The sequence below is a fragment of the Pseudoalteromonas shioyasakiensis genome, from assembly GCA_013391845.1.
Lineage (GTDB): Bacteria > Pseudomonadota > Gammaproteobacteria > Enterobacterales > Alteromonadaceae > Pseudoalteromonas > Pseudoalteromonas apostichopi.
Genome location: CP058414.1, coordinates 2,923,880 through 2,948,536, shown reverse-complemented (window position 1 = coordinate 2,948,536; position 24,657 = coordinate 2,923,880). Strand labels below are relative to the sequence as shown.

Below are 24,657 nucleotides of genomic sequence, written 5' to 3'. Positions count from 1 at the left end.
ATCATCAAGTAGAAAGGAGTTTATTGCTTGCAAAATGTGCTGATTCAAGTGTTTGGCTTGCTCGTCGCTGCCGTATTATTTGTTTGGTTCTTCAAACGAATTGGTTTACCACCTATTCTTGCTTATCTTGCTACAGGCTTGTTGGCGGGTAGTCATGGTATAGGCTGGATGGCGCAAAGCCATGAAATGCATTTTGTTGCTGAGCTAGGCATTGTGTTCTTATTGTTTAGTTTAGGGCTTGAGTTTTCATTGCCGCGTTTAATGGCGATGCGCAACATTGTATTTGGCCTTGGATCCTTGCAGGTGGTGGTAACCAGTATTGTGTTTATGCTGGTTTTACTATTGTTGGAGCACAGCCTTTTAAATAGTTTTACTATTGCCAGTTTGATGGCACTGTCTTCAACGGCGGTGGTGGTTAAGTTGCTTAAAGAATCAGGAGATTTAAATCAGCGCCGCGGTCAGCTGGCAATCGGGGTGTTGCTATTTCAAGATATTGCTGTTGTTCCTCTGCTCATTGTTTATCCTTTACTAGCTCAAAGTGGCTCTGAAGAAATTGTTGGCGCACTTGCTTTTGCTCTCACCAAAGGTGCCTTGGTGTGTATTTTGTTGTTTGGTATAGGTAAGTGGATTTTACCTAAAGTGTTTAGCGAAATAGCGCTAGTAAGAACCGATGAGCTATTTATGCTAACGACCTTACTGGTTGCCTTATTTGCCGCAGGTCTAACTTACTTATTTGGCTTATCAATGGCGTTAGGGGCTTTCTTAGCTGGTATGATGTTGGGTGAAAGTCATTATCGACACCAATTAGAAGCCGATATTAGGCCTTTTCGCGATATTTTAATGGGGCTATTTTTTGTTACTGTAGGTATGCAGTTAGATGTGCTTTACGTGCTAAATAGCTGGTACTGGATCATCACCGTATTAATTGGCTTGTTACTGTTTAAAATTGCAGTGCTCGCGATTTCTGCTCAAGTGATGGGTGAACGTAAGCAAGATGCTGTATCGGCAGGTATAATGCTTTGGCAAATGGGGGAGTTCGGTTTTGTATTAATAGCGCTTGCTTCGCAGCATTTATTAATAAGCTCAGAGCAAGCCTCATTTTTAATTGCAGTTGGCGTGCTTTCAATGGCGTTAACGCCTTACCTCATTGATAAAACCCCCCTTATTCTTAAAAAACTGGGTCTTTTGAGCCACACAGGTCAGTACTGGCAACAGCCTGCGACCAGCAGTCCTTTGTATCAAAATCATGTGGTGATCTGTGGCTTTTCTCGCGTAGGTCAAACTGTTGCTCGTTTTTTAAAACCTGAAGCTATTGAGTATGTAGCGGTAGAAAGTAACCCTATCTTGCTGCAAGAAGCTAAAGCAGCTGGCGAGCCTGTTATATTTGGCCATGTAAATCAAAAAGATATTTTAAAATCAGCGGGTGTAGAGCGTGCAAGACTAGTGATCATTACTTTTACAGATTTTGAGCAAACTCAAATAGTTGTAGATGCCATTAAGCAAATTGCGCCTGATGTTAAAATACTTGTAAGGATGCGTGATGATACAGAACTTGAAACCCTTAAAGAGCTTGGTGTTACTGAAGTTGTGCCAGAGACGCTGGAAGCAAGCTTAATGTTGGTGTCACATGTGCTTTATATGTCTGGCGTGCCGATGACGCGAATTATTCGCCGTGTTAGTAAAGAAAGGCGTAATCGCTATAAGTTTCTACATGGTTTTTTCACTGGTGATAAACTTGATGGTGAAGAGGCGAGCTCAGACAGACTTGAGTATCTGCATGTTATTGCGTTGCCTGAGCATGCTTATGCGGTAAATCAGAAAATTAGCGAGCTAAAGCTTGAGCAGCGCCGCGTGTCGGTTAGAGCACTGCGCCGACAAGACCGCGAAATTGACGCTCCTTCACCACAAACTATTTTACTGGCGGGCGATATTTTAGTGCTCCAAGGTAAACCTCGGCGAGTAGAGCGGGTAGAGCGCTTTTTACTCGATGGTATGGAATAGCTACTCCAACTCTAAGAATTTGCGAATTTCTGGTAGTTTATTGAGACCATCTTGGTAGCCAATTTCAATTAGCTTTTGGGTATAGCGTTTCTCAAAGAGCAAGTAGCTGGTTAAACTTGATTGAGAACGCTTTTTCACACCTATCATGCGCAGTAGTAATTTGATTGCCATGGGCATATCATCATAAAACTGAGCAGCAATCGCATTGAAGTTTTGCGATGGATTGATGACGCATGTTTCGATTTGTTTTAGTTCCTGGTGCTTGTCGCGGGCAGGCAATAGGCTCAAAGTGCGATTGATACGTTGTAAGCGCTCTAAATCAGACTGTAGCGTGTCTGTGAACACACTGTCGAGTAAGTGACCAGCAATATTAGAAAGACCTGGGTAATGGGGTTGATAACCCGGTGGGTGCAACTCTTTTGGCTCATCAACACCAATAATAAAGATTTTCTCAGCACCTAAATGTATTGACGGGCTAAGCGGCGAGAGTTGGTGAATAGAGCCGTCACCAAAATAGTGGTTATAAACATTTACACTTGGGAACACCATAGGAATGGCACTTGATGCCATTAAGTGCTCAACATTAATGCGGGTTGCTTGGCCTTCACGCTTTGCTCTGCGCCAAGGATTTTGTGTCAGTGACTGAAAAAACGCTACAGAGTCGCCAGTGGTATAACTTGAAGCCGTAATTGAAACTGCATCTAAATAGTTTTTATGTAGGTTTCGTTCAATACGCGATAAATCGAGTATTTCGTGCAGTAGTTTTCTAAGTGGCTTATTGTTTAATAAGCTCGCTGGTGGGTGGTTTATATGTTCAGATTGAAAGCTTGTCAGCATGTTGCGAGTGATATGCAAAAACACACTTAAAAAGTCACTTTTATATACTTGAGAAGTAGAAAAGTTCTTCCAAACCCATTCAAGTTTTTTACATGCTAAGTGCGCACAAGATGCATAACAAGCTAATGCTGCGGAATTAATTGCGCCAGCTGATGTCCCATTAATAATAGTAAAGGGCAGCGGTGCTGTTCGAGGCATGCTTTGCGTTATCGCTTTAAGTACACCGACTTGATAAGCCGCTCGTGCGCCACCACCTGTTAGTAATAAAGCGATTTTAGAGTGTTGTGTTTTTTTTAACTTACTGCTCATGGTTGCATTTAAATAGTTGTGCGTCTTTACTTTATTTATCAACTGTAAGTCTTTAAGCTAGAAGAAGCAAAGATTAGCTCAAGGCTAAATGGTTTTTTCGTATTTTTATCTGTTTTATTTTTAAGGGAGTGTCTATGTCGGAGCATTCGTCAGAACCTGAAGTACAAAAAGGTTCATCAAATAATAACCTCATTTTTGCGGTTGTTATTCTTATCCTTATCGCTGGTGTAGCAGCGTTTATTTTATTAAAGCCTGAAGATAAACCAGTTCAAGTTGTTGAAGACATTGTTACTGAAGAAGTACCTGTTGTGGAATATCAAGAACCAGAAGCAGAGTCAGAACCAGAAGTTACAAACCCTGAACCAGAGCCTGTTGTAGTAGATACAGCTCCAGAGCGCACTCCTGAGCCAGTTCCTGAAGTTAAGCCATTACCAACCTTAAATGAAAGTGATGAAGTTGTTGTTGCTCGCATGGATGAATTACTAAGTGACCAAGTGATGAGTTTAATGGTGACTGATGATCTTATTCGTCGTGGTGTTGTGTATGTTGATAACATTGCAAAAGGTAAAGTAGCATTAAGTCATGCTCCTGTTGAGCGCCCTAAGGAGTCGTTCAAAGTCATAGAAGGTGATATTTTAACAATTGATCCAAACAGCTATGAGCGCTATACGCCTTATGTGAAACTCTTTACAAGCTTAAGTGCTGCGCAAGTGATTCGTATGTATGATGAATATAAACCTCTTATCAACGAAGCTTATGCAGAAATTGGCTACGAAGGTGATGCATTTACTGGGACTTTAGAAGAAGCTATTGATGTGCTTCTAGATACGCCAGAACCAAAAGGTGATATGCCACTAGTTCGTAACTCAGTCACTTATCAATACGCATACTCTGAATGGGAAAATCTTCCTGATGCGCAAAAACAATTGCTGCGCATGGGGCCAGAAAATATGAAAAAAGTGAAAGCAGCTTTACGCAACATAAAAGCTGAACTTGAAAAGTAAGTAATTACCCCTCTAAATACAGTGTGATTGTATACCAAGTATGCAATCGCACTTTCTTTTTCGAATACCCCTTGAATAACAGGCTAAAAGTAGAGATAATCCCTCCCGCGCCAAACAAGGCCCTCAATGGTAGTCTTATTGGTCCTCTCGCAACACTAGCAGGTGAACCTGGTCAGGCCCGGAAGGGAGCAGCCACAGCGTGTGACGTGTGTGCCGAGATGCGGCTGGTAAGACTGCCACCCAAAATCCTACTTGGGTGACTTTCTTTATTTTCATTATCTTTTTCAAGTTTTAATACTCTGTTGTAATCCAATATTTATCTGATTTTATTTTAATTGCTCTAGATGCTTGGCTTTTTCAGTCCAAGACGCGGTGCCGTGTTTATGTGCAATAGTATTTGGATGGTATTGTTGCTTATGCCTTAATGCGGTTCGTTAGGCTTGCAGTGCAATTTGACAGACTTAATTTTTGTATGGTTTTTGATAAGTGAGGAGTCTAGAGTTCTTAAAATAGGTCAAACTGCTGCTTGTATTTATGCATGTTCAATGGTGGTGGCACAGTGGGTGTTAGGCAGGTGTATAGTGAGCGCCTTAATGCTCCCTAAAACTTAAGTGAATTGGGAATGCTTTATTGTCCCAATAGTAAGTATAGAAAGGTAACCTTCTTTCAAGAACTCTTTCAGAATTAATGTAAGATTCAAATGATAAGAATGAAAAGTATAGCCCTTGTCTATACTTTTCTAATCTTGAAATGAAACAGAAAACGATGAATAAAATTAAGAATGTTAGGCTCAAAATGAAGAGCTTAAAGTCGACGTAAAACAGCACCAATGTTAACAACGAAAGTGCTAAAGAATGATTGATAATTCTTAATTTGTTTTTTTTGAGTATTATCATTTTAGTTACTTGTTACATAGTTTATGTAATCAATTTCTTCTCTATTTAATGCTTTTTCTTCAGTGTCGTTATGATGCATTGCATCATTAAGAAAAGTAGAGCTGAGCTTAATAAAGTTTATTTTGTCTTCAAGTGATGTGTTATCTAGGCCTGCGAGAAGTAGTTTGCTGGAGAGCTCTGAAATAGATGCTCGGTTATTTCTCGCGAAGTTGAGACGTGGTAAAGAGTCAATAACAAGTATTAAGTTAACAATAGACTCATCTATATTCTTGTCCAATACGTTCATTTTATTCTCTCCTTATATTTATTAACTTGAAACCGACTCCTCTCACACTTTCAATAATGTAGCTGGTGTCATTCAAGATAATTCTTAACTGATAAATTGAAACATTTACATTGCCAATAACAGCTTTCTGTTCTGGCCAACCAATCCTTAGTAATTCGTACCTATTAACTGTTTTTCCAATATTCCGATAAAGAACCTCAAAAACCCTAAATGTGGCAGGGCTGACTCTGTATTTTTTTCCATAAATAGTCAGGCTTCCGTAATCAAAAATAAGAGGTTTGTTTTTGATTGGAGCTTGGCTGGTTCCTGAGTGTTCTGATTTCATCTTATCCTCCGTATCCAAATATGGTACTTGGTTTAATTGTCATATCAATAATTATTAAAAGTATTAAAACCATTAAAAATATTAAATTACTAAACGATTAAATTACTAAACCGCTAAATTCTTAAGGTTATGAAATTACTATGTTTATTTAAAATATTGAAATTTTCAAACTTTAAAGATGAGTAGTATGAAATGAAAATTTATTAATAAAAAAGTATCAATTTTGGCGCGGTGGTTACTCGATCTAGAAATGAAAAAAATAGTAGATAACTGGCCTAATCTAGCGTTAGACAGTCGTATTAGCGCCATTGCTTTTACTAAACTATTTCTATACTTAATAATAAAAAAAGGTGCAGTAGCACCTTTTTTTATAAGAATTGATAAAGGAATTCATGCTCTCTTAAGTGCACTCAAAATTGTTATTTCGCGAATACTTTAAACCCCCAAGCAGGCAGGGTTAGTGTTGAGCTTTCAGTAAACTCAACTATTTCTTTAGAAAGTACTTCTTTATATTTTCCTGTAAACAACGGCTCTTTAAAGCTGACAGTTTTAGGCTCTTTTGAAAGATTGAATACGGCAAATACTTTATCGTTTCCTTTTGCACGAACAAAGCTAAGCACCTGCTTAGGTGCGGTGTTTGGTACATGTACCATGCGGCCGCCAAATTGACCATTCCACAGGGCTTCATTGTTATGTTTGAGTGCAAATAGCGATTGGTATAAATCACCGATAGGGTGCTTTTGCCACTTTATTGGGTCGCGTTCGAAAAAGGCGAGTCGTTTATCGTTGCCAGCTTCTTGACCGTTATAAATCATCGGGAAACCTTCGCCAATCACAGAAAGTGTAATTACAGCTTCAAGTGCATCGCCGTAGTTTTCGAACATGGTGCCTTCCCATGCATTGGTGTCGTGATTTGCAACACCTACAAGGCGGTACGCCTCGGCCGGGAATGCACTTTCATTCCATGAATAATAAAGGAAGAGAGCGCTGACATCGGCATGAGCATTTACGATATTATGCATATGCTTAGACCATGACCAAGCGTAAGTCATATCGAATGCTTTAGCATGTAAATCACGAGATTCCCACTCAGCCAGCATTAAAACAGGCTTTATTTCATCAAGCTCACGGCGAACGTTATTCCAAAAGTCGACGGGTACAAAGCCTGCCACATCACAGCGATAGCCATCAATACCTACTTCTTTTACCCAGTATTTCATTGATTCAGTCATATACTTACGCAGCGCTGGCTTTGAATAATCAAAATCGATAATGTCAGACCAATCCCACCAAGGCGTTGGCCTAAAGTTTCCTTGATAATCACGCTCGTACCAATCAGGGTGCTCATAGCGAAGCCAATTATCCCAGGCACTGTGATTCGCTACCCAATCTAAAATAACATACATACCCATTTCATGAGCTTTATCAACAAAGGCTTTTAGATCATTCAATGTGCCAAATTCAGGGTTTACTTTACGGTAATCTTTTACAGAATAAGGGCTACCTAAACTGCCCTTGCGATTTTCTTCGCCAATAGGGTTAATGGGCATGAGCCAAATAATGTCTACACCTAATGCTTTTAAGCGAGGCAGCTGTTGCTGTGCTGCAATAAAGGTTCCTTCTGGAGTAAATTGGCGAGTATTTAATTGATAAAGTACCGCATTTTTTGACCATTCAGGATGAGTTATTTTTACATAGGCTTCTGGTTCATAGGCACTTTTTGTACTTGTGGTTTGTGAACATGCAGCGAGTAAGCTCAGTGTAAATATAAGCAAGCTTTTGGTAAGAAGTGAATTCATGTCAGACCTTGTTGTCAATTTAAATTGTGTGTACTAACAAACAGTCTGATAAATATATACCCAAGGTTTGTTTGTAACAAATTTGTACATACGTATTCACAGTATATTTACGTAATCGATTAAGTTCATCTTTCAAAGGTGTATTTAAAGGGCTAGGAAGGTAAAAACTTAAATGATTAAACAGGGTCGGGTATATGTTAAAACGACAGCAATGCATAGCCAAGCTGTCGTTTAAATATGCTGAGCTAGGCTGAAATCATAAAAGCAGATTTACTGGCATCCCAGCTGATCAGTTTTTTAATTTCTAGCTCTTTTAAAATGGTTAGTAATTCAGAGTCACTTAGACAACAGCCTTGTTTTAATGTATCGAGTGATATCTCTTTATTACGGCTATGAAGCTTAGAGGCCAACATAATACGGTAGATTAATTTTGACTTACGGTTCATAACGCATCTCCTCCACATTTTTGTTTATAGCAATTAGTTTGCTACTTGGTTTTATAATTTGGTCTAATGTGTACTGATGGTTTTTTCGACTATGGGGGATCTTTTTAGCTAAGTCAATTAATATCGAATGATATTTGTACAGCGCTATAAGAGAGGGAGTTAGTAGTAATCTACAAATATAACTCATTGAAAATATGTAATAAGTTACGCTTTAAAAAATTGGTATATTTATAAGAAATTAAAAATCAGAGGGTTATCGCTGTACTATAAAAGCTTAGTCAATGAGCTCATCGCGGCTAACTGCAATTGCATCATGCAGCGCTTTAAATAGTAAATGCTTTTCAATGGGTTTGCCTACGTGGCTATTAAAACCACAGTTCATGTATTCGATTATATTTTCTTTCATCACGTTGGCAGTCAAGGCAACAACGGGAATCTCTTTATCAATACTACGAATATGGGAGCAAGCTTCGATCCCTCCCATATTTGGCATTTGTATATCCATCAAAACTAAAATGGGGTTGAGTTGTTTAAATAGCTCGACAGCTTCAGCACCATCTTTTGCAAAGTGAAGTTCTGCGTTGGTTTCTGCAAGCATCGATTTGATGATCATAGTATTGAGTGGGTTATCTTCAGCAATTAATAAGGTTTTAGCCGATAAATCAGGTGCGGTTACATCAGTAAAGCTATCATTTAAGTGTTGCTTTTCAGATACTTTGAGCGGTAAATAAACCGTGAAATGGGTGCCTTTACCGAGTGCGCTGTCTACATCAATACGGCCATGCATCCGTTTAACGAGATTCGCGGTGATCGACATTCCTAATCCTGTCCCGCCAAAACGCCGCGTTATGCTGTTATCGGCTTGCTGAAAACGGTTAAATAGATGCATTAACCCCTCTTTATTCATACCAATGCCGGTATCAATCACTTCTATCTCAACACCTTGCTTTTGGATTTGCGAAGATTTATTAACCTTTATTTGCACGCCACCTTGCTCGGTAAATTTAACGGCGTTAGAAACCAGGTTTAAAATAATTTGTCGAACCCGAACTGGGTCTCCTATCCATAAATCTTCAACGTCATCGTCTATATCTATGTTTAATTCAATTGCTTTTTCGTTACAAAGCGGCAGAAAATCAGAATTGATCGACTCAACGACCTTCGACATCGAAAAATCCACCTGCTCAATCGAAAGCTCGTTCGCCTCCATTTTCGAAAAGTCTAAAATATCGTTGATAATGGTAAGGAGTGACCGACAAGAAAACAGCGCCTTAGCAACAACTTCAATATTTTTCGGTTTTTGAATGTTCGGCTGCAAAATTTGTAATAGCCCCATTATGCCATTAAGTGGAGTGCGTATTTCATGACTCATATTAGCTAAAAATTCTGATTTTATTCTTGTGCCTTCTAAGGCACGTTCAGTAAGCTCAATCTGTTGTTTATAAGAGTTTGAAAGCTTTCTAAAGTAAATAAGCAATATGCTGGTGAGCAATATAATTGTTAAAACATGAACGGTATAAGCAATTTGGAAGTTTTCATCAATTGCGATACTTTTTTCTTTAAGTGTTAAGTTTATATGTTGCTCGAACGCGGCAAGTGCCTTCAATGCCTCTGTATCATCTACTTTAACTTTGGAATCTATTTGCTCGCTAGTTGCGCCATCAGCAATCATTTTTAAAACAATGTCGAGATTATTTTTATACTCATTAACCGTTTTTTTAACGTCAATAAGTGCTGTTTGATCGTATTCTTTTATTGCGCCAAGTTTGGCAAAGATCTCTTTTATTTCGCGGAGTTCATTTTCAATGGGCGGTAGGTATAGATCTGTATTTTTTCTTAGTACTAGGTTTTTAAAATGGTGAATAAAGCCACCATAACCGAGTTTTTGAATTAGCTTGTCGTGAAGTACATAAATGTTAGCGGCGGTTTTTGAATAGTCATGCCATTGTGAGTCAACATTTCTGTAAAAGAATAAAGAGGTAACAGTAAGCGAAGCTACTAATGCAATCATGATAATGGCATTTACTTTTAACTTGTTTTTAGTTTGCTGCAACGCTTTTATCATCAGTTTACGGCACCTATCCTGTTGTTATTCTAAGCATAGCGCATTTTTATTTGTTCACATAAGAAAGGGTAAAAGCTGTGACGGCTTTTTTATGAAAATATTAAAAGTCCTATACAAAGGAAAAGTAACCTAACGTGTTCAAAAGCCCTTTGTAAAATAATGATTTGAAATTAATTGATTTAACTGTACTTTTTTCGTACTTGTTGTATCTTAAGTTGGTACGCTATTTTAAGGTTTAATTGAGTGTAGGCTAACACTCATTTGTTAAGTGGAGTAAAGGATATGCACGCACACACAGTCAAAGAATCAGCAGCAACTATTCAATCGGGTGTCGCAAAAGCGGATGGTAAGCTTTTAGTTACTGAGCAAGACATTGTTTTTGAACCGTTTAATAAAGAGTTAGGCTTAGGCCCATACAGATTTTCACGAGCGCAAATCAATAACGTTGATAAGTGTTCAGGTAAAGGTGCGGGTATTTTGCCAATCACAGCAGATGGAATTCGCATTACTCTAAATAACAAGGATGTATTTGAGTTCATTTTAGCAAACCCTGATGAGTGGCTAAGCGTACTTGCTCACTAAGCAAACCACAAACCTTCAAAAAGACGGCATATTATAGCAACGTGTCATAATATGCCGTGTTAGCTTTTTATGAATTAATTCCCTTTCTTCGCAACACATTGATCTCAAACAATACTAAGGCAAACTTCTTAGGTTATTTTACACATCTAAACTATTAAATTGCTCGTTGCTTATTAACGGAGGCTCTTGGGCAAATGATCAACTTAGATGAACAACACCTAGTTTCACTCGAACGCGGTTTTCATATTCCACCTAAACCTGAGCTATTGAGCCAAATTGCCGAAGAAATGCAAAAATCTGATTCAAGCTTAGATAAAGTAGCCAATTTAATATCACGTGACATTAGCCTTTCGGCCTTATTATTAAAAACAATCAACAGCCCCGTGTTTGGCTTACAACGCACCATAAGTGATATACGCCAAGCGGCGATGTTTTTAGGGTTAGATCAGCTTAATCGGCTGGTAACTTTGGCTCTCCTAAAGCAAAACTTTAAAGGCAATGCTTGTATTAGCTTAGAGCGCTTTTGGGATGAATCGGTTGAAGTTGCAAATGCCTGTGTGTTGCTGGGTAATCGTTATAAGTCTTTAATGCCAGTGGATGAGCTTTATTCATTAGGGCTTTTTCATAATGTAGGTATTGCTGCCATGGCATTAAAATTTAGAGATTATGTTGAGGTACTCAAGCAAGCAAACCTAGCCAAAGAGCTCGCAATTACAGACCTTGAACAAGCACGTTATCAGTGTGACCATGCGGTGATTGGCTACTTTATTTCTGTATCATGGCACCTACCTAAGCCACTATGTCACGTTATTTTAAATCATCACAACACGCACTTTTTAGAGCAAAGCAATGATGAGCAGCAGCGTATGGCGTATGCCATTTTAAAGTGCGCAGAGAGTGCTGTGGACTATGCGCGCCACCAACAGTATTCAAGCGAGTGGTTTAAAATTAAAGAGCAATGCTTATCTGAACTTGGCATTGTTGACCAAGATTTTGCAGATATGGTCGAAGATTACGTCGACAATGCGATGGCGAGCTAAAGCTGCTTAGATTTTATTTCCTCTCATCTTAACTTCGATGCGGTAGCGAGTGCAGACTTGCTAACTTTGGTTTTTTTACACTTCATTAAAGCATAGTATTACTATACTTTCATACCGTAGCAAGGCGTCATAACTTTTTCTAGGGAGAGATTATGATGCTTAAATCTTTGTTACTATTGGTTTTATGTACCAGTTCTGTGATGGCTGCAACGAGTTTACCAGATAATCGCCACATCGTTGTTAAAGGTGAGGCTGTTGTGCGTACTGCTCCCGATATGGCTAATATCACGTTAGAGTTTGAATCTGTAAAAGCTGAAAGTTTGCAAGCGAAGCAGCAAGTCGATACGCAAGTGAACAAACTTCTTGCGGGATTAAGCAATTTTTCTATAGACGAAAAAAGTATCTCTGCGGGGCGGATATTTGTTGAGCCCAATATGCGTTATGACGAAAACGATAACCTAGCTAAAGATGGTTTTCGAGCCACGCGTAAGCTCAAAGTCAGCCTTAAACAACCCTCTCTTTTGGATGGTTTCTTAAACTTTGCGCTTAAAGTGGGTGTCAATCAGATCGAGCAAATTCAACTTTTATCAACGAAAGCCTCAAACTACGAGCAAGTCGCTCTGAATAAGGCTGTAGTGAATGCCAAACAACAGGGGAGCAGCCTTGCTAGCGCATTCGAAGCGAAACTTGGTCGAGTGTATAGTATTCAATCGCAAGAGGTAGGTAGTCACTTCGGCTATGGTAGCAACAACAATATTGAACAAATTATGGTAACGGGCTCACGTATTAATGCAGTCCCAGAAGGTAAGTATTTACAAGAATCGATTACCTTCAGAGCAAGTGTCAATGTTGTGTTTGATTTGTTGTTAGAATAATTCTTTCTTTTAAGAATGCTTATTAGGTACTGGTTTAATTATAAGTGCTTATTTTTATTATAAATTCAAATAATTGATTTTAATGGGGTGTTTTTATTGTCTTTTTTAGGGGGGGGTTGGATGTTTTTTAGGAATTTTATATTTCATCTTGTTGAATAATTAAGAATAAAATATCTTGATTTTGTGCGGCATTGCTACTATTGTAGCCGCAATGTAGCAATAAAGTTGTTACCAGTTGTTGTTCAAAAGAGCATTTATGTAGTTTGTAGTCACAAAATCTCTCACTTTTTAAAAACGATAGGGTTACATTTCCATGAATAAAAAATTCTCCACGCTAACTGTTTGTATTAAAAAAGCATTGCTCCCAACACTTGTGTTAGGAACATGTACGACTGCCTTTGCAGCTGCTCAAGAAGATGGAAAAAATAAAATTACAAAAGAGGATATAGAGCAGATCGAAGTACGCGGCTATGCGGCGTCAGTTGAGAAAAGTATCAACATGAAACGTTTTTCAAACAGCGTTGTTGATGCGGTTTCTGCCGAAGATATCGGTAAATTTCCTGATCAAACAGTTGCTGATGCACTACAGCGTATTCCAGGCGTGCAAGTAGAGAAAGACTTAGGCGGTGAAAGTGATCGAGTGAGTATTCGTGGTACAGCACCTCATTTAAATATAACGCTGTTAAATGGCCAAAACGTGGCTTCTGCAACGGCTTCGGCATCAATTACACGCCCGTCTCGTGGTTTTAATTACTCATTATTACCAGCAGAAATGGTCGATACTCTAGAGGTTTATAAGTCTGCTGAAGCTGACATTGATGAGGGTTCAATTGGCGGCACTGTTGTAGTAAAAACACGTAAACCGCTTGATAGTGAAGCTAACTATGCTGCGCTTTCAGTAAAAGCATTTCATTTTGAAAACGCAGACGAAACTAAGCCATACGTGTCTGGTTTATATTCATGGAAAAATGAAGCCCAAGATTTTGGGTTTAATGTTGGTTTTGTCCACAAAGAAACGGCAACGCAGCGTGATAGTAAAGAAGTACGTTTTGGATATCGCAGCACAGATGCCAACCAAGATGGGAATGCAGAATTTTATCCAGGGGCAGTGGGTTACAACCGCTACGCAAGTGATAGTGATTTAGATACCGCAACAGCGACATTCCAATACGCAGCTAATGATAATCTTGAATTTGTTTTCAATAACTTATATTCAAAGTCAGAACATGAATCATATGGCACGTATTCAAGCGGTTTTATCTTACAGAATATTGCTAATATTGAGAACCCAGTGATTGTTGATGGTACGGTTGTCGCAGGTGATTTACCAGCACACAATAACTTGGGTTATTATGGTAATGCGGGATATCGCGGTGAATTTAAAACTCAAGCGCATGACTTAAAAGTGACTTTTAAAGCCGATGATTACACTCTTACAGGTCAATTTGGTTACAGTAAAGCGGATGGTGAGGTGAGTGATGTGTATTCTGAGTATTACGCCAATACAAATGCATCATTTACATTAGAAAACGGCACGCCTGATGTAACTTTATCTGCAGATTTAAGCCCTGAAGATTATCGATTAGATTACAACCATAAAAATGATATATTCAACGATTCTGATGAGCTTTATGCACAATTTGATGTTGAATATTTATTAGATACTGGTTTTTTCACTGCAATTAAAGCGGGTGTAAAATACCGTGAGCATACAAAAGCAGCCAGTTTAATGAAAGCCAATTATCCAAAAGTCTCAGCAGCAGGTGAAAATTTTAATTTGGGTATGTTTGCAAGTGATTCTGCTAGTGACGGCATTTTATGGCAGTTTGATAATAACCAATATGCAGACTGGATTTCATCAACAAGTCCTACTTCAGGTCCTTATGAGCACCTTGACTACACCTTCGATCTAGAAGAAACCGTTACGGCTGGATACGTCAAAGCTGTGTTCGAGCACAATAAGTGGCGCGGTAATATGGGCGTACGTGCAGTTAAAACAGAGCTTGACTCTCGTTCAGTTGAATACACAGGACGTAGTTTTGCGCCTGAAAATATTCAAGATGTGTATAGTTCAAATAGCTACGATGACTTTTTACCAAGTGTAAATATTAACTATGACTTTACGGATGATGTTGTGCTTCGCTTTGCTGCAGCTAAAGTAATGTCTCGTCCTGACTACGATTTTTTATCAGCGCGTAAAAGTGGCTACTGTGCAGCGGCAACAGGTTGTAAAGGCTCACAAGGCAATCCAGATTTAAAACCTTATCGTTCAACTCAATATGATTTATCAGCTGAGTGGTACTTTAATGAGTCATCAATATTGTCATTAGCTTATTTTTATAAAGACATTGATTCGTATATTACCAATACCACTATTGAAAAGCAGTGGACATGGACAGACCCTGATACTGGCGTTGAAGAGGTTCGTGATTTCTTAGTGACTCAACCGCAAAACGGGCTAGGTGGTGAGAATTCCGGCTTTGAAGTGAACTACACGCAAAAGCTAATGTATGGGTTCGGCATTCAAACGAACTACACTTATTCAGATGCTGAGCTAGAGCAAACTGCAGAGCAAAAAGCTGCGGGTGAAGAGGCTGTGTTACCTAACAATTCAGAAGATACCTTCAACGCGACTGTTTACTACGAAAATACAGCTTTCAGTGCGCGTGTTTCTTATACCTATCGTTCAGAATATTTTTATACAAATTATCTTGGTTTAAATCAGTATAAAGATGGTTTTGGTCAGTATGATTTGAATATAAGCTACAATGTTTCTGAAGATTTTAATCTTATTTTCCAAGCTATTAACTTAACAAATGAAGAGCAAAAAGCGACTTCAGGTAATAGCACCGGTATGCCAGATGCTAATCGCCCTTTAGCTATTCATGATTATGGTCGTCGTTTCTTGGTCGGCGCGCAAATGAAGTTCTAATTTTCTTATTTGAATTAGATTCATGTAGGCACAACAAGTTTTTGTTGTGCCTTTTTTGTGAGGTATACAGTGTATTTTAAACATTTATTATTATTGTTCACCTGCTTTGCTTTGAATGCGTGTGTTTTTATGCAAAAACAAGAGGCTACGAACATTGAAAAGCAGTTTTTTGGCACTATCCAGCAACCTCAGGTTGCAAGAGAGTTTCGTGCTGCATGGGTAGCAACCGTTGCAAATATTAATTGGCCATCAGAGCCTGGATTATCTGTTGCTGAGCAAAAACAACAAGCAATTAAAATCCTTAATTTACTAAAACAACATAACTTCAATACCGTTATTTTTCAGGTTAGACCGCAAGCAGACAGTTTATATCAAAGTACGAATGAACCATGGTCTTATTATCTTACTGGAAAGCAAGGAAAAGCACCTGAACCGTTTTATGATCCTTTAAAATTTTGGATAGAACAAGCACATAAACGAGGCTTAAAGTTACATGCATGGATAAACCCATACCGCGCTCATCATCACATTGGAGGCCCCGTTTCAGAGCATTCAGTTGTTGAAAAAATGACGGATAAAGTAGTGAAACTAAAAAATGAGACCTATTGGTTTTTGCCTACAGATCAAGCTGTAGTGTCGCATACTTTAAGTGTATTAACGGAACTTGTAGAAAACTATGATTTAGATGGTATTCACTATGATGACTACTTTTACCCATATCCTTCTTACAATAACGATGAAGGTTTTCCTGATGCTAAACAATACAGTCAGTATTTAGAAGCAGGTGGTGAGTTATCTATCGGTGATTGGCGCCGTGAAGCAGTAAATCATTTTGTGAAAAGCTTATACAAATTAGTTAAACAAACAAAGCCTCATGTTCTTGTTGGGATAAGCCCATTTGGTATATATAGGCCTGATGAACCTGAAACTATTCGTGGTATGGATCAATATGACACCTTGTTTGCTGATGCAAAGCTGTGGCTTAACGAAGGCTGGCTTGATTATTTTTCACCGCAACTTTATTGGCCAATTAATCAATATGCACAAAGCTACCCGCTCTTATTAAGCTGGTGGCAATCACAAAACACTCATGGGCGACATTTATGGCCTGGCATTAATGCATTGCGTTCATTTGATGAGGCTGGTGTTGATGAGGTCGTCAATCAAATTATGATAAATCGTGGGTTTTTATCAACTTCACCCGGTACAGTTTTTTGGAATGTTACAGCGCTTGAAGGCAGTCAATTGATGAGTGATGTGATTACTAAAGGCGTATTTCAACATCAAGCCTTAATTCCAGAAACTCCTTGGCTAGATGCGTCAGTAATAGCAGCTGTTAAAGTTGATGTTAAATATGATGGTGACGATGTTCATTTGACTTGGACACACCCAAATTCAGATCAAGTGTCTGAGTTACTTGTCTATCTAAAATATGCGCAGCAGTGGCACTATCATATTTACTCAAGTGATGAGAGTACGTTCTCTGTTGCAGCTTCTTATGGACAACGACCATTAGAGGCAATGAAGATAATTGCAATTGATAGGCTTGGTAATCAAAGCGCTGAGATTGAGTTGTTAATGAAATAGCACCTGTACTGTATATACAAAAATTTGTTACGCTTTGAATAATCTGGTTTTTAAATTTTAAAGTAGGCATATGAAGTATTTCGCGGTAATTTTGTTCGGTTGCCTTATCTCTTTTTCAACAACAGCCGCAACAAAACATATAAAAATTGTAAAACCTGTGGTTGCGGCGTTTAAAGCGGGTGATAGAGCTGCAATCGCCAAGCGAGTGCATTATCCTCTGCAGCGCAAAGCGCCTCTGCAAGCAATTGAAAATGAGCAAATGCTTATAGAAAAGTTTGAGCAAATTTTTGATAAAGAGTTTGTCGAAAAAATCGTGAATTCAAATATTCGCCACGACTGGGAAATGATGGGGTGGCGCGGCATTATGTTTGATTCAGGCAAATTTTGGTTAGACTTTGATGGCTCTATTTGGGCTGTGCCTTATGAATCAGAGGCAGAAAAAGCACGACGCGAAGCACTGATTGACGAGCAAAAACAAGCATTACATAAAAGCCTTCGTGAATTTACAAAACCGATATTAACGTGGCAAACAAAAAAGCACTTAATTCGTATCGATGAGCTTGCTGATAATCAGTACCGCTATGCAGCATGGGAAATAGATCAATCTATGCAAGATGAGCCAAGCCTTGTGATCACAGGGGGCAGTCTAAGCTTTGATGGCAGTGGCGGAAATCATTTTTATACCTTTACTAATAACGGTTATCGTTATGTATGTCATGTTACCGTACTTGGTACTGAACACTCACCGCCGGGGCTGTTAGAGGTATTTAAAAATAACGTACAAATATTGTCTGAGCCTGTTCTGGATTTATAAGGTGTTTTTCTTATTTTGAACTACACTCATTCTTTCAAAGGAGGCTCGTTTAAAGGGGTCTCATTTAAAGGAGTAAGTTATGGGTATTAAATTTTGGGTTTTAAGAGCCACTAGAGTTTTCACGCTGGTGGCTATTTTATTATTTATGGTGGAAATACTGAAAGGTCACGAGACACTCAGCGCATTAGGCTTTGCGTTACTTTGGTCTTTTATTGCCACGGCAATTTTTATCGCAACCCGTTTATATCATTCATCAAAAGGGCGCCACTGTGCACTTTGTAATGACACCCCTGATGATAAAAAAGCGAGTTAACTTAGATTGTTCACAAACACACCGCCCCATACCAGCGCACAAATTGTTAGGGCAATAAGTACGGCTGCTGATCCTAAGTCTTTAGCTAGGCCTGATAATGGATGAATTTCAAGGCCTACACGGTCTATTGTGGCTTCAATTGCCGTATTTACGACTTCAGCAAACATCACAAATAGTACAGATACAAGCAGCATGATTTTCTCATACAGGTTAATTTGCCATACAAAAACCACTGCTATGGCAAGGACCAACAGTATCAGCTCTTGTTTAAAAGCAGACTCATGCTTTGCTAACCAAGTGAATGCACGTTGGGAGTTTTTAAATGCTAGGCGAATTCGTTTAATGCCAATGGGTTTGTTAGTGCTATCAAATTGCATAGTATGAAATCTCTATTTCGTTAGCTTTGTTTTGAGCAAGCATTGAAGATATCTTGCTCTGGATGATATTCAGTGCTGTCTACATGGGTTAAACCAAGTAGGGTGTCAAAAATATTATCGTGAGAAAAAGCGTTGTTACGCTGTTGTTCGATACATTGATTAAAACGGGTATCGGCTAGTTTATTACTCCAAAACAACATAGGCACTTGTGTTTGCTCTTTAGGTGCTAATGCGTATGGGAAGCCATGCAAGTACAAGCCTTTTTCTCCAAGTGATTCACCATGGTCAGAAACATACAGCAGGGCTTTGTCATCCGCCTGACTGTTTTGCATTAAATTAATAAGTTTACTGAGTACTAAGTCTGTATAAGCAATAGTATTGTCATAGGTGTTTGTTAGTTGCTCGCTGCTACAATTTTGAATATCACTACGCGGACAATCAGGCATAAATACACTGTCTTTTTTTGGGTATCGACGATAGTAAGTTGGACCATGTGAACCAATCATATGTAACACAACAAGTTGATGTTTAGCATTACTCTTGGCAAGTTTTGTAGCTAACTCTTCCACGAGTACTTCATCAAAACAATAGCGTCCATCACAAAGTGGGTTGCTCTTTGTTGGTTCTACCGTTTGTGAGTTTACCCGCACACAAACCCCTTTACAGCTGCTATTGTTATCAATCCACGTTACTTCGACACCACTTCGTTGAATGATATCAAGCGCATTTTCTTGGCTTTGCGCTATGCGCGAATCATAGTGATTACGGTCTAAACGCGAGAACATGCAAGGTACAGATATAGCCGTAGCCGTGCCACATGAACTAACGTCACTGAAATATTTAACGCCAAGCTTAGGTGTATATTGATTAGTTGGCTTGTTATATCCTTGCAGTGAAAAGTTTGCTGCACGAGCTGTTTCACCTACTACCATAATTGTCAGCGAACTTTGTTGCTGTTCTAGTAAATGCGGCGTTTTATCCAGTACTTTAAATGGTAAAGGCGGATAAAAATAATTATCGCGCAGATACTTATAGCCCGCAGTGTAAAATGCAAAAGGGGTAATATAGCTAGTTAATTGACGGTTATTACGCCCAACAGAGGCATAATCTTTATAAAATGGTACTGCAATAGCTGCTATAGCAATAAATGCTGTGACGTTGAGAAGCGCAAAGTTTTTTAGACGAACACGAAAGTTACCAACAATTTTAAAACGTGAAAACAAGTAAGCGGGGAACACGCCAAGTACAAAAATAAAGACGACAACTTGTATATTTAAGTATGAAAATGCCTCACCTGAGTTTGTCTCTAAGATATTTTGTAGCATGCTTTTATCGAAGATAACACCGTAGTTTAAGGTTGCATAAAACAACAGTGACGAAACTACGATGCTTGTTAAAAGCACTGGTTTTACAAAGGTGATTAACGATAACCAACTTAACACCATTGCCGTCAGTGCTAATAATAAAAACGGTACGCTTGCTATAAATAACCAATTGACATGTTCTGGCTTGCTTGCTGCTTCAGCCATGTTAAATAAAAATAGACCATTAAATGCGATAACCAAGTACAACGACACCAGCCACACAAACTGACTGTAGCTAACTTGCCATTTTTTAATAAGGAGTTGTTTAATTTTCATGCTCATGATTATTCCTCATCGCTACGATTTATTTGGTAAGCGATACAACTGTTCGGTATAAGCTAAATTGCTAAATAAGACGTGAGCCAGAGCTTTTTTGGCAAGTTCAACGCTGCTGCCGGCCTTATCAATAGCTACTTGGGTTTTAGTGGCTGGGTCGTAGTGCCAATAGCTAACCTTTTGGTTTGGCATGAGTATCACTGCCTCACCATTTTCAACGTAAGCAAAGTTGTCGTAGTACTGCATCATGGCGCGCTCAACTGGGTATTGTTTAGTTAAATCATAACCAAGCATAGGTGTCGCTTGGTCTACGCCTAATAGCGATAACAAAGTGACAGGTAAGTCTATTTGACTGACTAAGCGAGTATCCTGCTTTGCGTCCATACCACTATTTAGGATCACGGCAGGAATATGGAACGATTTAAGCGGCACAGGCTCTGAGCCAAACACTCGCACATCATGATCTGCAACCACTAAAAATACTGTGTCTTGCCAGTAATCTTGCGTTTTTGCTTTTGCTATGAATTTACCTAGTGCATAGTCTGCATATTTGATTGCTAGATCACGTTTGAGGTTTTCTGGGTCATGGCCTTCAGGTAGTGTTACTTTACCTTCTGGAATATCGAATGGATCGTGGTTACTTGAAGTAAACACAAGGCTAAAAAAAGGATTGCCTGCTTTATTTAATGCGCTTAGCTCTTTATCAGCTTGATTGAACAAGTCTTCGTCGCTTACACCCCATGACGAAATAAACTCAGGGTTTTGCATGTCATTGATATCTACAATATCGCTAAAGCCATTGCCTAAGAAAAAGCTTTTCATATTATCGAAATGACTTTCACCGCCGTAAATAAACTGAGTGGTGTAGCCTGTGCGGGCTAATACATCAGCTAGTGAGAAAAAATTACGCTGTGATTTTGATAGTTTTACCACTGAGCGTGAAGGAGACGGAGTAAACCCAGTTGTTACCGCTTCAATGCCTCGAACAGAACGAGTGCCAGTTGCGTATAAGTTATTAAAGCCCCAGCCTTGCTTGTATAACTTATCAAGCTCAGGAGTCACACCAATGCCACCTAGTTCACCAACAAAACGTGCACCTAAGCTTTCTTCTAAAATGATAACTAAATTCTTTTTCTTACCCGTGTTAAAAGGCGTGTTGCTTGAAAGTGTAGGAATATTCTCAGTTATAAACTTTTGTTTATAGGCTGCTTGCTTTACTGTTTGTAAAATCTCATTACGTGGCATGTTGCCGTATAAACTACTGGCATTTTTCTCATTGCCCATATTTTTAATAGCAAATGCCACACTGTACGTTGAATTCAAAGCCAGCGAGTTAACCAGCGAGTCACTTGAAAAGTACACTAAAGCAGGATTTAAAGGGCGGTGGCTTACAGTGCCTCGTGCGCTAATTAAGCAGACTAATAAAGTGGTAACGAGTATTACAACTTGGCTAACAGTTTTAGCGTTTTGTTGTTTGCTAAATGCTGCATTTATATAACGATACGCAAACACACAGCTTAGCGTTGCAATAATTAAGGTGCTTATCATAGCGAACAGGTGGCCATGTAATAGCATGGAAAATACTTCTTGGGGGTAATCAAGATATTCGACGAATAAGCGATTTGGTCGTACATCGTACTGGGTAATAAACGCGGGAGTAGAAGCTTCAATAACCACGATTAAAGTAACGACTATGCTGCTATAAAGAGTAAAAATAAGTTGCAATAAAGAGGTTTTGCTACGCAAAAGAACATGAGCTATCAACATTAAAACGGCAAGGGCTAATAAGTACCCTAAACTACTTAAGTCTACCCTTAAGCCGCCAAATAAAACCGCTAGGCTATCGCCATCAGCTAACCTTTGCTGTTGCCATATTAGCAAGCTTATTCTCGACAGTATAAAAACTGCCATTAATATTAATGAAAAACGGAACAAAGGTTTTAAAACAGAGAGTTTTGCTGTCATAGTCGTACTTACTTAATCGAAACTATGGCAATACTAGGCAGTGAAACTTAAGAAACCCTTATGGTAATCTTAATATTTTCTAAACTAGAAAAACTTAAGTAAATCTTAAGGGAATCTTAAGGTTTTGAGCGTAACCTAATGACACAAAAGTGGTTTTTATCTAAATGAGTAACATATGAAATTGTTGATAATAGAAGATTCGGTGTCATTAAGACGTAGTCTACGAATTGGCCTTGAAAACTTAGGTTTTACCATTGATGAAACCGGCGATGGTGCTGAAGGTTTGAGTATGGCCATGTCTGGTGAGTACGAATTAGTAATACTCGACATTATGTTACCCAGTCTTGATGGCATTACGTTATTACAAACCATAAGAGCAAAGCAGCTCGATGTGCGTGTGCTTATTTTATCTGCCAAGCAAGAACCTGCAGACAGAGTAATGGGGCTGCTGACTGGGGCCGATGATTATTTGACCAAACCATTTTCGTTTGATGAGCTGCATGCAAGGTTATTAAATTTAATGCGTCGCGGTGGTCTGAAAACAATCAGTGATGTGATCCGCATTGATAACTTGGCTTTAAATTTACAATTAAAACTCTTACAAGTCGGCGGTACTTCAGTCGACTTAACACCTAACGAATATAAAATAGTTGAGTGTTTATTTAGCAATCAAAATAAAGTGATCACTGCAGAAAAGTTGAGTAGCTACATAGCTGGGCAGTATGACTTGGTCTCAAAAAATTCCATTGAAGCGCATTTATCATCGGCCCGCAAAAAGGTTAGGGTGGCAGGCGGTGAATTACCTATTCAAACTAAGCGTGGCTTTGGTTATATCATTCAAGGAAAATAATGAAGTCAATTCGCAGTAAGTTGGTAACTACATTATCGATTACTATAACTGGGCTAGTTTTAAGTATTTTAGTCGCCACTGATATAGCCGTTGATAGTTGGATTGATAATGAATTTAACCGTGGCATGAAATCAAAAGCCGGTATGCTGATGACTTTGGTTCATGAAGATGAAGAGGGGTTAACTTTTAATTTTTCTAGTGACTTTATGCCAGAATTTGATGGTCAAGTTGAGCCTGAATATTTTCAAATGTGGACTGATGATGGGGTGTTTACCCGCTCACAGAGCCTTAACTTATTCGCTTTGAAGAACCTCAAGTTTGAAAAATTAAAACTGGGTGAAGCGAAAATAATGACCACTGAGCTGCCGGATGGTCGTGACGGGCGAATTATTTATACTCGTTTCCAGCCGCAAATCGACTCTCACTCACATAGAAATTTTTTTGATGGCGTGAGCAAAACGCATCACACCACGCTTACTTTGGCTTATGCAGCTTCATCAGAAAAAGTTGATTTTATTTTATGGTTAATTGACGTTATTTTTGTTGTTTCTACCGTGTCAGTAATCGTATTCATTCGATTATTTGTGCGTAAATCGGTCGACAGTTCTCTAGCGCCACTTAATAAACTAAACCGTGATATAAGTCGGCTTAGTATCGCAGATAAAAGTGCCGTGATAACAATAAAAGAACCTGTGAAAGAGCTGCAACCCATTGTTGATAGCTTAAATGCCTTTATTCAAGAAAACCGCCAGCTCTATTTTCGTGAAAAGCGCTTGACCTCAGATATTGCCCATGAGTTAAAAACGCCGATTGCTGAGCTTATAAATATGGCTGAAGTGGCGATTCGTTTTCCAAATGAAAAAGAGTTTGAGGCAGACTTTAAACCTGAAGTGCTAAAAATTAGCCAGCGTTTAAAGAGCATTGTGTCGAACTTATTGCTACTGCATAAGTACAGTGATGAAGCCCTACCAAAGCAAGATGCATGTGATTTAAATCAGGTTATTTTACGCACCTTAGAAAAGTGCGATTTAGAATGGGTTAAGTTTGAGTTTCAAGATGATATCCCAGCCATTGTAAGTAACTTATTTGCCCTTGAATCAATCATCACCAACCTTGTAAATAACGCTAAACAATACAGTCCAGAAAAGAGCATAGTGACTGTAAGTTCGCTGCTTAATAAAAAGGGGAAGTTGCAATTTTCTGTTACTAACGAATTAAAAGTACCATTAACAGATGAAGACATTAGCCAGTTATTTGATCCGCTTTGGCAAAAAGATAGTGCCAGAACGTCTGAAGATAACTTTGGCTTAGGCTTATCCATTGCCAAAGCGTTAAGTAAAGCAATTGATGCTGAACTTCAGGTTTCGTTAAGTGAGCAAAACATAACCTTTAGTTTGATTATTTCTTAAGGTTTTGCAGCTAATTATTATATGTGCAAAACTAAACATAGCAGCACGAAATCAAAACAACAAAAAAGGAACAACACGATGGGAAAAATTATAGGTATTGCTTTAATCGTTATTGGTGTAGCGCTCGCAGTATGGGGATATAACGTTTATGACTCTGCAAGTGCACAAATTAGCCGAACTTTTAGTGGTGATACACCGATTGAGGCTTGGCTCGGTATGGTAGGCGGTGCAATTTGCGCGATTGTAGGTATTTTAAAAGTTAAATAGCCTCAAACATTGAAATCAGTTTACTAATACCTGATACT

21 protein-coding genes and 1 other RNA gene are annotated in these 24,657 nt (G+C 38.8%); 13 read left to right on the top strand and 9 right to left on the bottom strand.

What is annotated here, in order from left to right; genetic code table 11:
- Window positions 1–27: 27 nt before the first annotated feature.
- Entirely contained in the window at window positions 28–2,001 is a 1,974-nt protein-coding gene (locus HYD28_13515; GenBank protein ID QLE09886.1) for a cation:proton antiporter, read from the top strand.
- Here the strand turns inward: HYD28_13515 and HYD28_13510 are convergent, their stop codons facing one another.
- Window positions 2,002–3,147 (bottom strand): patatin-like phospholipase family protein, encoded by a 1,146-nt coding sequence (locus tag HYD28_13510; GenBank protein ID QLE09885.1) that lies wholly within the window; start codon window positions 3,145–3,147, stop codon window positions 2,002–2,004. It lies immediately after the preceding gene.
- A 134-nt stretch (window positions 3,148–3,281) separates the two neighbouring features.
- On the opposite strand from HYD28_13510, the gene HYD28_13505 reads away from it, so the two are divergent.
- Together HYD28_13505 and ffs are read left to right on the top strand one after the other, a co-directional pair.
- On the top strand, window positions 3,282–4,151 hold the full coding sequence (locus HYD28_13505; GenBank protein ID QLE09884.1) for a DUF3014 domain-containing protein: 870 nt from the start codon (window positions 3,282–3,284) through the stop codon (window positions 4,149–4,151).
- 136 nt (window positions 4,152–4,287) lie between these two features.
- An RNA gene (ffs, locus tag HYD28_13500) (signal recognition particle sRNA small type) lies at window positions 4,288–4,384 on the top strand.
- A 664-nt stretch (window positions 4,385–5,048) separates the two neighbouring features.
- Here the strand turns inward: ffs and HYD28_13495 are convergent.
- The 5 genes from HYD28_13495 to HYD28_13475 all read right to left on the bottom strand — a co-directional run bounded on the left by HYD28_13495 (window position 5,049) and on the right by HYD28_13475 (window position 9,968).
- Complete coding sequence (locus tag HYD28_13495) at window positions 5,049–5,333, bottom strand: hypothetical protein (protein ID QLE09883.1); 285 nt, start codon at window positions 5,331–5,333, stop codon at window positions 5,049–5,051.
- Between the two features lies 1 nt (window position 5,334).
- Complete coding sequence (locus HYD28_13490; protein ID QLE09882.1) at window positions 5,335–5,658, bottom strand: helix-turn-helix domain-containing protein; 324 nt, start codon at window positions 5,656–5,658, stop codon at window positions 5,335–5,337.
- A 419-nt stretch (window positions 5,659–6,077) separates the two neighbouring features.
- Window positions 6,078–7,457: an alpha-glucosidase C-terminal domain-containing protein gene (locus HYD28_13485; GenBank protein QLE09881.1), complete on the bottom strand. Its 1,380-nt coding sequence runs from the start codon at window positions 7,455–7,457 to the stop codon at window positions 6,078–6,080.
- Between the two features lie 245 nt (window positions 7,458–7,702).
- Complete coding sequence (locus tag HYD28_13480; protein ID QLE09880.1) at window positions 7,703–7,903, bottom strand: hypothetical protein; 201 nt, start codon at window positions 7,901–7,903, stop codon at window positions 7,703–7,705.
- A gap of 274 nt (window positions 7,904–8,177) precedes the next feature.
- On the bottom strand, window positions 8,178–9,968 hold the full coding sequence (locus HYD28_13475; protein ID QLE09879.1) for a response regulator: 1,791 nt from the start codon (window positions 9,966–9,968) through the stop codon (window positions 8,178–8,180).
- A gap of 282 nt (window positions 9,969–10,250) precedes the next feature.
- Between HYD28_13475 and HYD28_13470 the strand changes: the two genes are divergently transcribed.
- The 7 genes from HYD28_13470 to HYD28_13440 all read left to right on the top strand — a co-directional run bounded on the left by HYD28_13470 (window position 10,251) and on the right by HYD28_13440 (window position 18,111).
- Entirely contained in the window at window positions 10,251–10,550 is a 300-nt protein-coding gene (locus tag HYD28_13470) for a hypothetical protein (protein QLE09878.1), read from the top strand.
- A 194-nt stretch (window positions 10,551–10,744) separates the two neighbouring features.
- On the top strand, window positions 10,745–11,590 hold the full coding sequence (locus tag HYD28_13465) for an HDOD domain-containing protein (GenBank protein ID QLE09877.1): 846 nt from the start codon (window positions 10,745–10,747) through the stop codon (window positions 11,588–11,590).
- Window positions 11,591–11,742: 152 nt separating this feature from the next.
- On the top strand, window positions 11,743–12,465 hold the full coding sequence (locus HYD28_13460) for an SIMPL domain-containing protein (GenBank protein QLE09876.1): 723 nt from the start codon (window positions 11,743–11,745) through the stop codon (window positions 12,463–12,465).
- A 313-nt stretch (window positions 12,466–12,778) separates the two neighbouring features.
- On the top strand, window positions 12,779–15,397 hold the full coding sequence (locus HYD28_13455; GenBank protein ID QLE09875.1) for a TonB-dependent receptor: 2,619 nt from the start codon (window positions 12,779–12,781) through the stop codon (window positions 15,395–15,397).
- Between the two features lie 129 nt (window positions 15,398–15,526).
- Window positions 15,527–16,984, top strand: a complete 1,458-nt coding sequence (locus tag HYD28_13450) for a family 10 glycosylhydrolase (protein ID QLE09874.1) — start codon at window positions 15,527–15,529, stop codon at window positions 16,982–16,984.
- A gap of 70 nt (window positions 16,985–17,054) precedes the next feature.
- On the top strand, window positions 17,055–17,798 hold the full coding sequence (locus HYD28_13445; GenBank protein ID QLE09873.1) for a hypothetical protein: 744 nt from the start codon (window positions 17,055–17,057) through the stop codon (window positions 17,796–17,798).
- Window positions 17,799–17,877: 79 nt separating this feature from the next.
- Window positions 17,878–18,111, top strand: coding sequence for a hypothetical protein (locus HYD28_13440; protein QLE09872.1), 234 nt, complete (start codon window positions 17,878–17,880; stop codon window positions 18,109–18,111).
- Here HYD28_13440 and HYD28_13435 read toward each other — a convergent pair.
- Genes HYD28_13435 through HYD28_13425 form a run of 3 tightly spaced genes read right to left on the bottom strand, consistent with a single transcriptional unit; the run spans window position 18,108 to window position 22,093 of the window.
- Window positions 18,108–18,488 carry a diacylglycerol kinase gene (locus HYD28_13435; protein ID QLE09871.1) on the bottom strand — a complete coding sequence of 127 codons (381 nt, stop codon included), beginning with the start codon at window positions 18,486–18,488 and terminating at the stop codon, window positions 18,108–18,110. The two genes, HYD28_13440 and HYD28_13435, sit on opposite strands and share 4 nt — an antisense overlap.
- Window positions 18,489–18,508: 20 nt before the next feature.
- A complete protein-coding gene (locus HYD28_13430) occupies window positions 18,509–20,134 on the bottom strand; it encodes a phosphoethanolamine--lipid A transferase (GenBank protein QLE09870.1) in 1,626 nt (541 codons plus the stop codon).
- Between the two features lie 15 nt (window positions 20,135–20,149).
- Entirely contained in the window at window positions 20,150–22,093 is a 1,944-nt protein-coding gene (locus tag HYD28_13425) for an LTA synthase family protein (GenBank protein ID QLE09869.1), read from the bottom strand.
- A gap of 175 nt (window positions 22,094–22,268) precedes the next feature.
- Between HYD28_13425 and HYD28_13420 the strand changes: the two genes are divergently transcribed.
- The 3 genes from HYD28_13420 to HYD28_13410 all read left to right on the top strand — a co-directional run bounded on the left by HYD28_13420 (window position 22,269) and on the right by HYD28_13410 (window position 24,619).
- Complete coding sequence (locus tag HYD28_13420) at window positions 22,269–22,943, top strand: response regulator transcription factor (GenBank protein QLE09868.1); 675 nt, start codon at window positions 22,269–22,271, stop codon at window positions 22,941–22,943.
- Window positions 22,943–24,352: a sensor histidine kinase gene (locus HYD28_13415; protein QLE09867.1), complete on the top strand. Its 1,410-nt coding sequence runs from the start codon at window positions 22,943–22,945 to the stop codon at window positions 24,350–24,352. Before HYD28_13420 ends, HYD28_13415 begins: the two co-directional genes overlap by 1 nt.
- Before the next feature lie 78 nt (window positions 24,353–24,430).
- Window positions 24,431–24,619, top strand: coding sequence for a DUF3185 family protein (locus tag HYD28_13410; GenBank protein ID QLE09866.1), 189 nt, complete (start codon window positions 24,431–24,433; stop codon window positions 24,617–24,619).
- Window positions 24,620–24,657 lie beyond the last annotated feature (38 nt).

Excerpts from the sequence above, each read along its gene's own strand:
- HYD28_13510 (QLE09885.1), bottom strand. The coding sequence starts at position 3,147 with ATGAGCAGTAAGTTAAAAAAAACACAACACTCTAAAATCGCTTTATTA.
- HYD28_13505 (QLE09884.1), top strand. The coding sequence starts at position 3,282 with ATGTCGGAGCATTCGTCAGAACCTGAAGTACAAAAAGGTTCATCAAAT.
- HYD28_13495 (QLE09883.1), bottom strand. The coding sequence starts at position 5,333 with ATGAACGTATTGGACAAGAATATAGATGAGTCTATTGTTAACTTAATA.
- HYD28_13490 (QLE09882.1), bottom strand. The coding sequence starts at position 5,658 with ATGAAATCAGAACACTCAGGAACCAGCCAAGCTCCAATCAAAAACAAA.
- HYD28_13485 (QLE09881.1), bottom strand. The coding sequence starts at position 7,457 with ATGAATTCACTTCTTACCAAAAGCTTGCTTATATTTACACTGAGCTTA.
- HYD28_13480 (QLE09880.1), bottom strand. The coding sequence starts at position 7,903 with ATGAACCGTAAGTCAAAATTAATCTACCGTATTATGTTGGCCTCTAAG.
- HYD28_13475 (QLE09879.1), bottom strand. The coding sequence starts at position 9,968 with ATGATAAAAGCGTTGCAGCAAACTAAAAACAAGTTAAAAGTAAATGCC.
- HYD28_13470 (QLE09878.1), top strand. The coding sequence starts at position 10,251 with ATGCACGCACACACAGTCAAAGAATCAGCAGCAACTATTCAATCGGGT.
- HYD28_13465 (QLE09877.1), top strand. The coding sequence starts at position 10,745 with ATGATCAACTTAGATGAACAACACCTAGTTTCACTCGAACGCGGTTTT.
- HYD28_13460 (QLE09876.1), top strand. The coding sequence starts at position 11,743 with ATGATGCTTAAATCTTTGTTACTATTGGTTTTATGTACCAGTTCTGTG.
- HYD28_13455 (QLE09875.1), top strand. The coding sequence starts at position 12,779 with ATGAATAAAAAATTCTCCACGCTAACTGTTTGTATTAAAAAAGCATTG.
- HYD28_13450 (QLE09874.1), top strand. The coding sequence starts at position 15,527 with ATGCAAAAACAAGAGGCTACGAACATTGAAAAGCAGTTTTTTGGCACT.
- HYD28_13445 (QLE09873.1), top strand. The coding sequence starts at position 17,055 with ATGAAGTATTTCGCGGTAATTTTGTTCGGTTGCCTTATCTCTTTTTCA.
- HYD28_13440 (QLE09872.1), top strand. The coding sequence starts at position 17,878 with ATGGGTATTAAATTTTGGGTTTTAAGAGCCACTAGAGTTTTCACGCTG.
- HYD28_13435 (QLE09871.1), bottom strand. The coding sequence starts at position 18,488 with ATGCAATTTGATAGCACTAACAAACCCATTGGCATTAAACGAATTCGC.
- HYD28_13430 (QLE09870.1), bottom strand. The coding sequence starts at position 20,134 with ATGAGCATGAAAATTAAACAACTCCTTATTAAAAAATGGCAAGTTAGC.
- HYD28_13425 (QLE09869.1), bottom strand. The coding sequence starts at position 22,093 with ATGACAGCAAAACTCTCTGTTTTAAAACCTTTGTTCCGTTTTTCATTA.
- HYD28_13420 (QLE09868.1), top strand. The coding sequence starts at position 22,269 with ATGAAATTGTTGATAATAGAAGATTCGGTGTCATTAAGACGTAGTCTA.
- HYD28_13415 (QLE09867.1), top strand. The coding sequence starts at position 22,943 with ATGAAGTCAATTCGCAGTAAGTTGGTAACTACATTATCGATTACTATA.
- HYD28_13410 (QLE09866.1), top strand. The coding sequence starts at position 24,431 with ATGGGAAAAATTATAGGTATTGCTTTAATCGTTATTGGTGTAGCGCTC.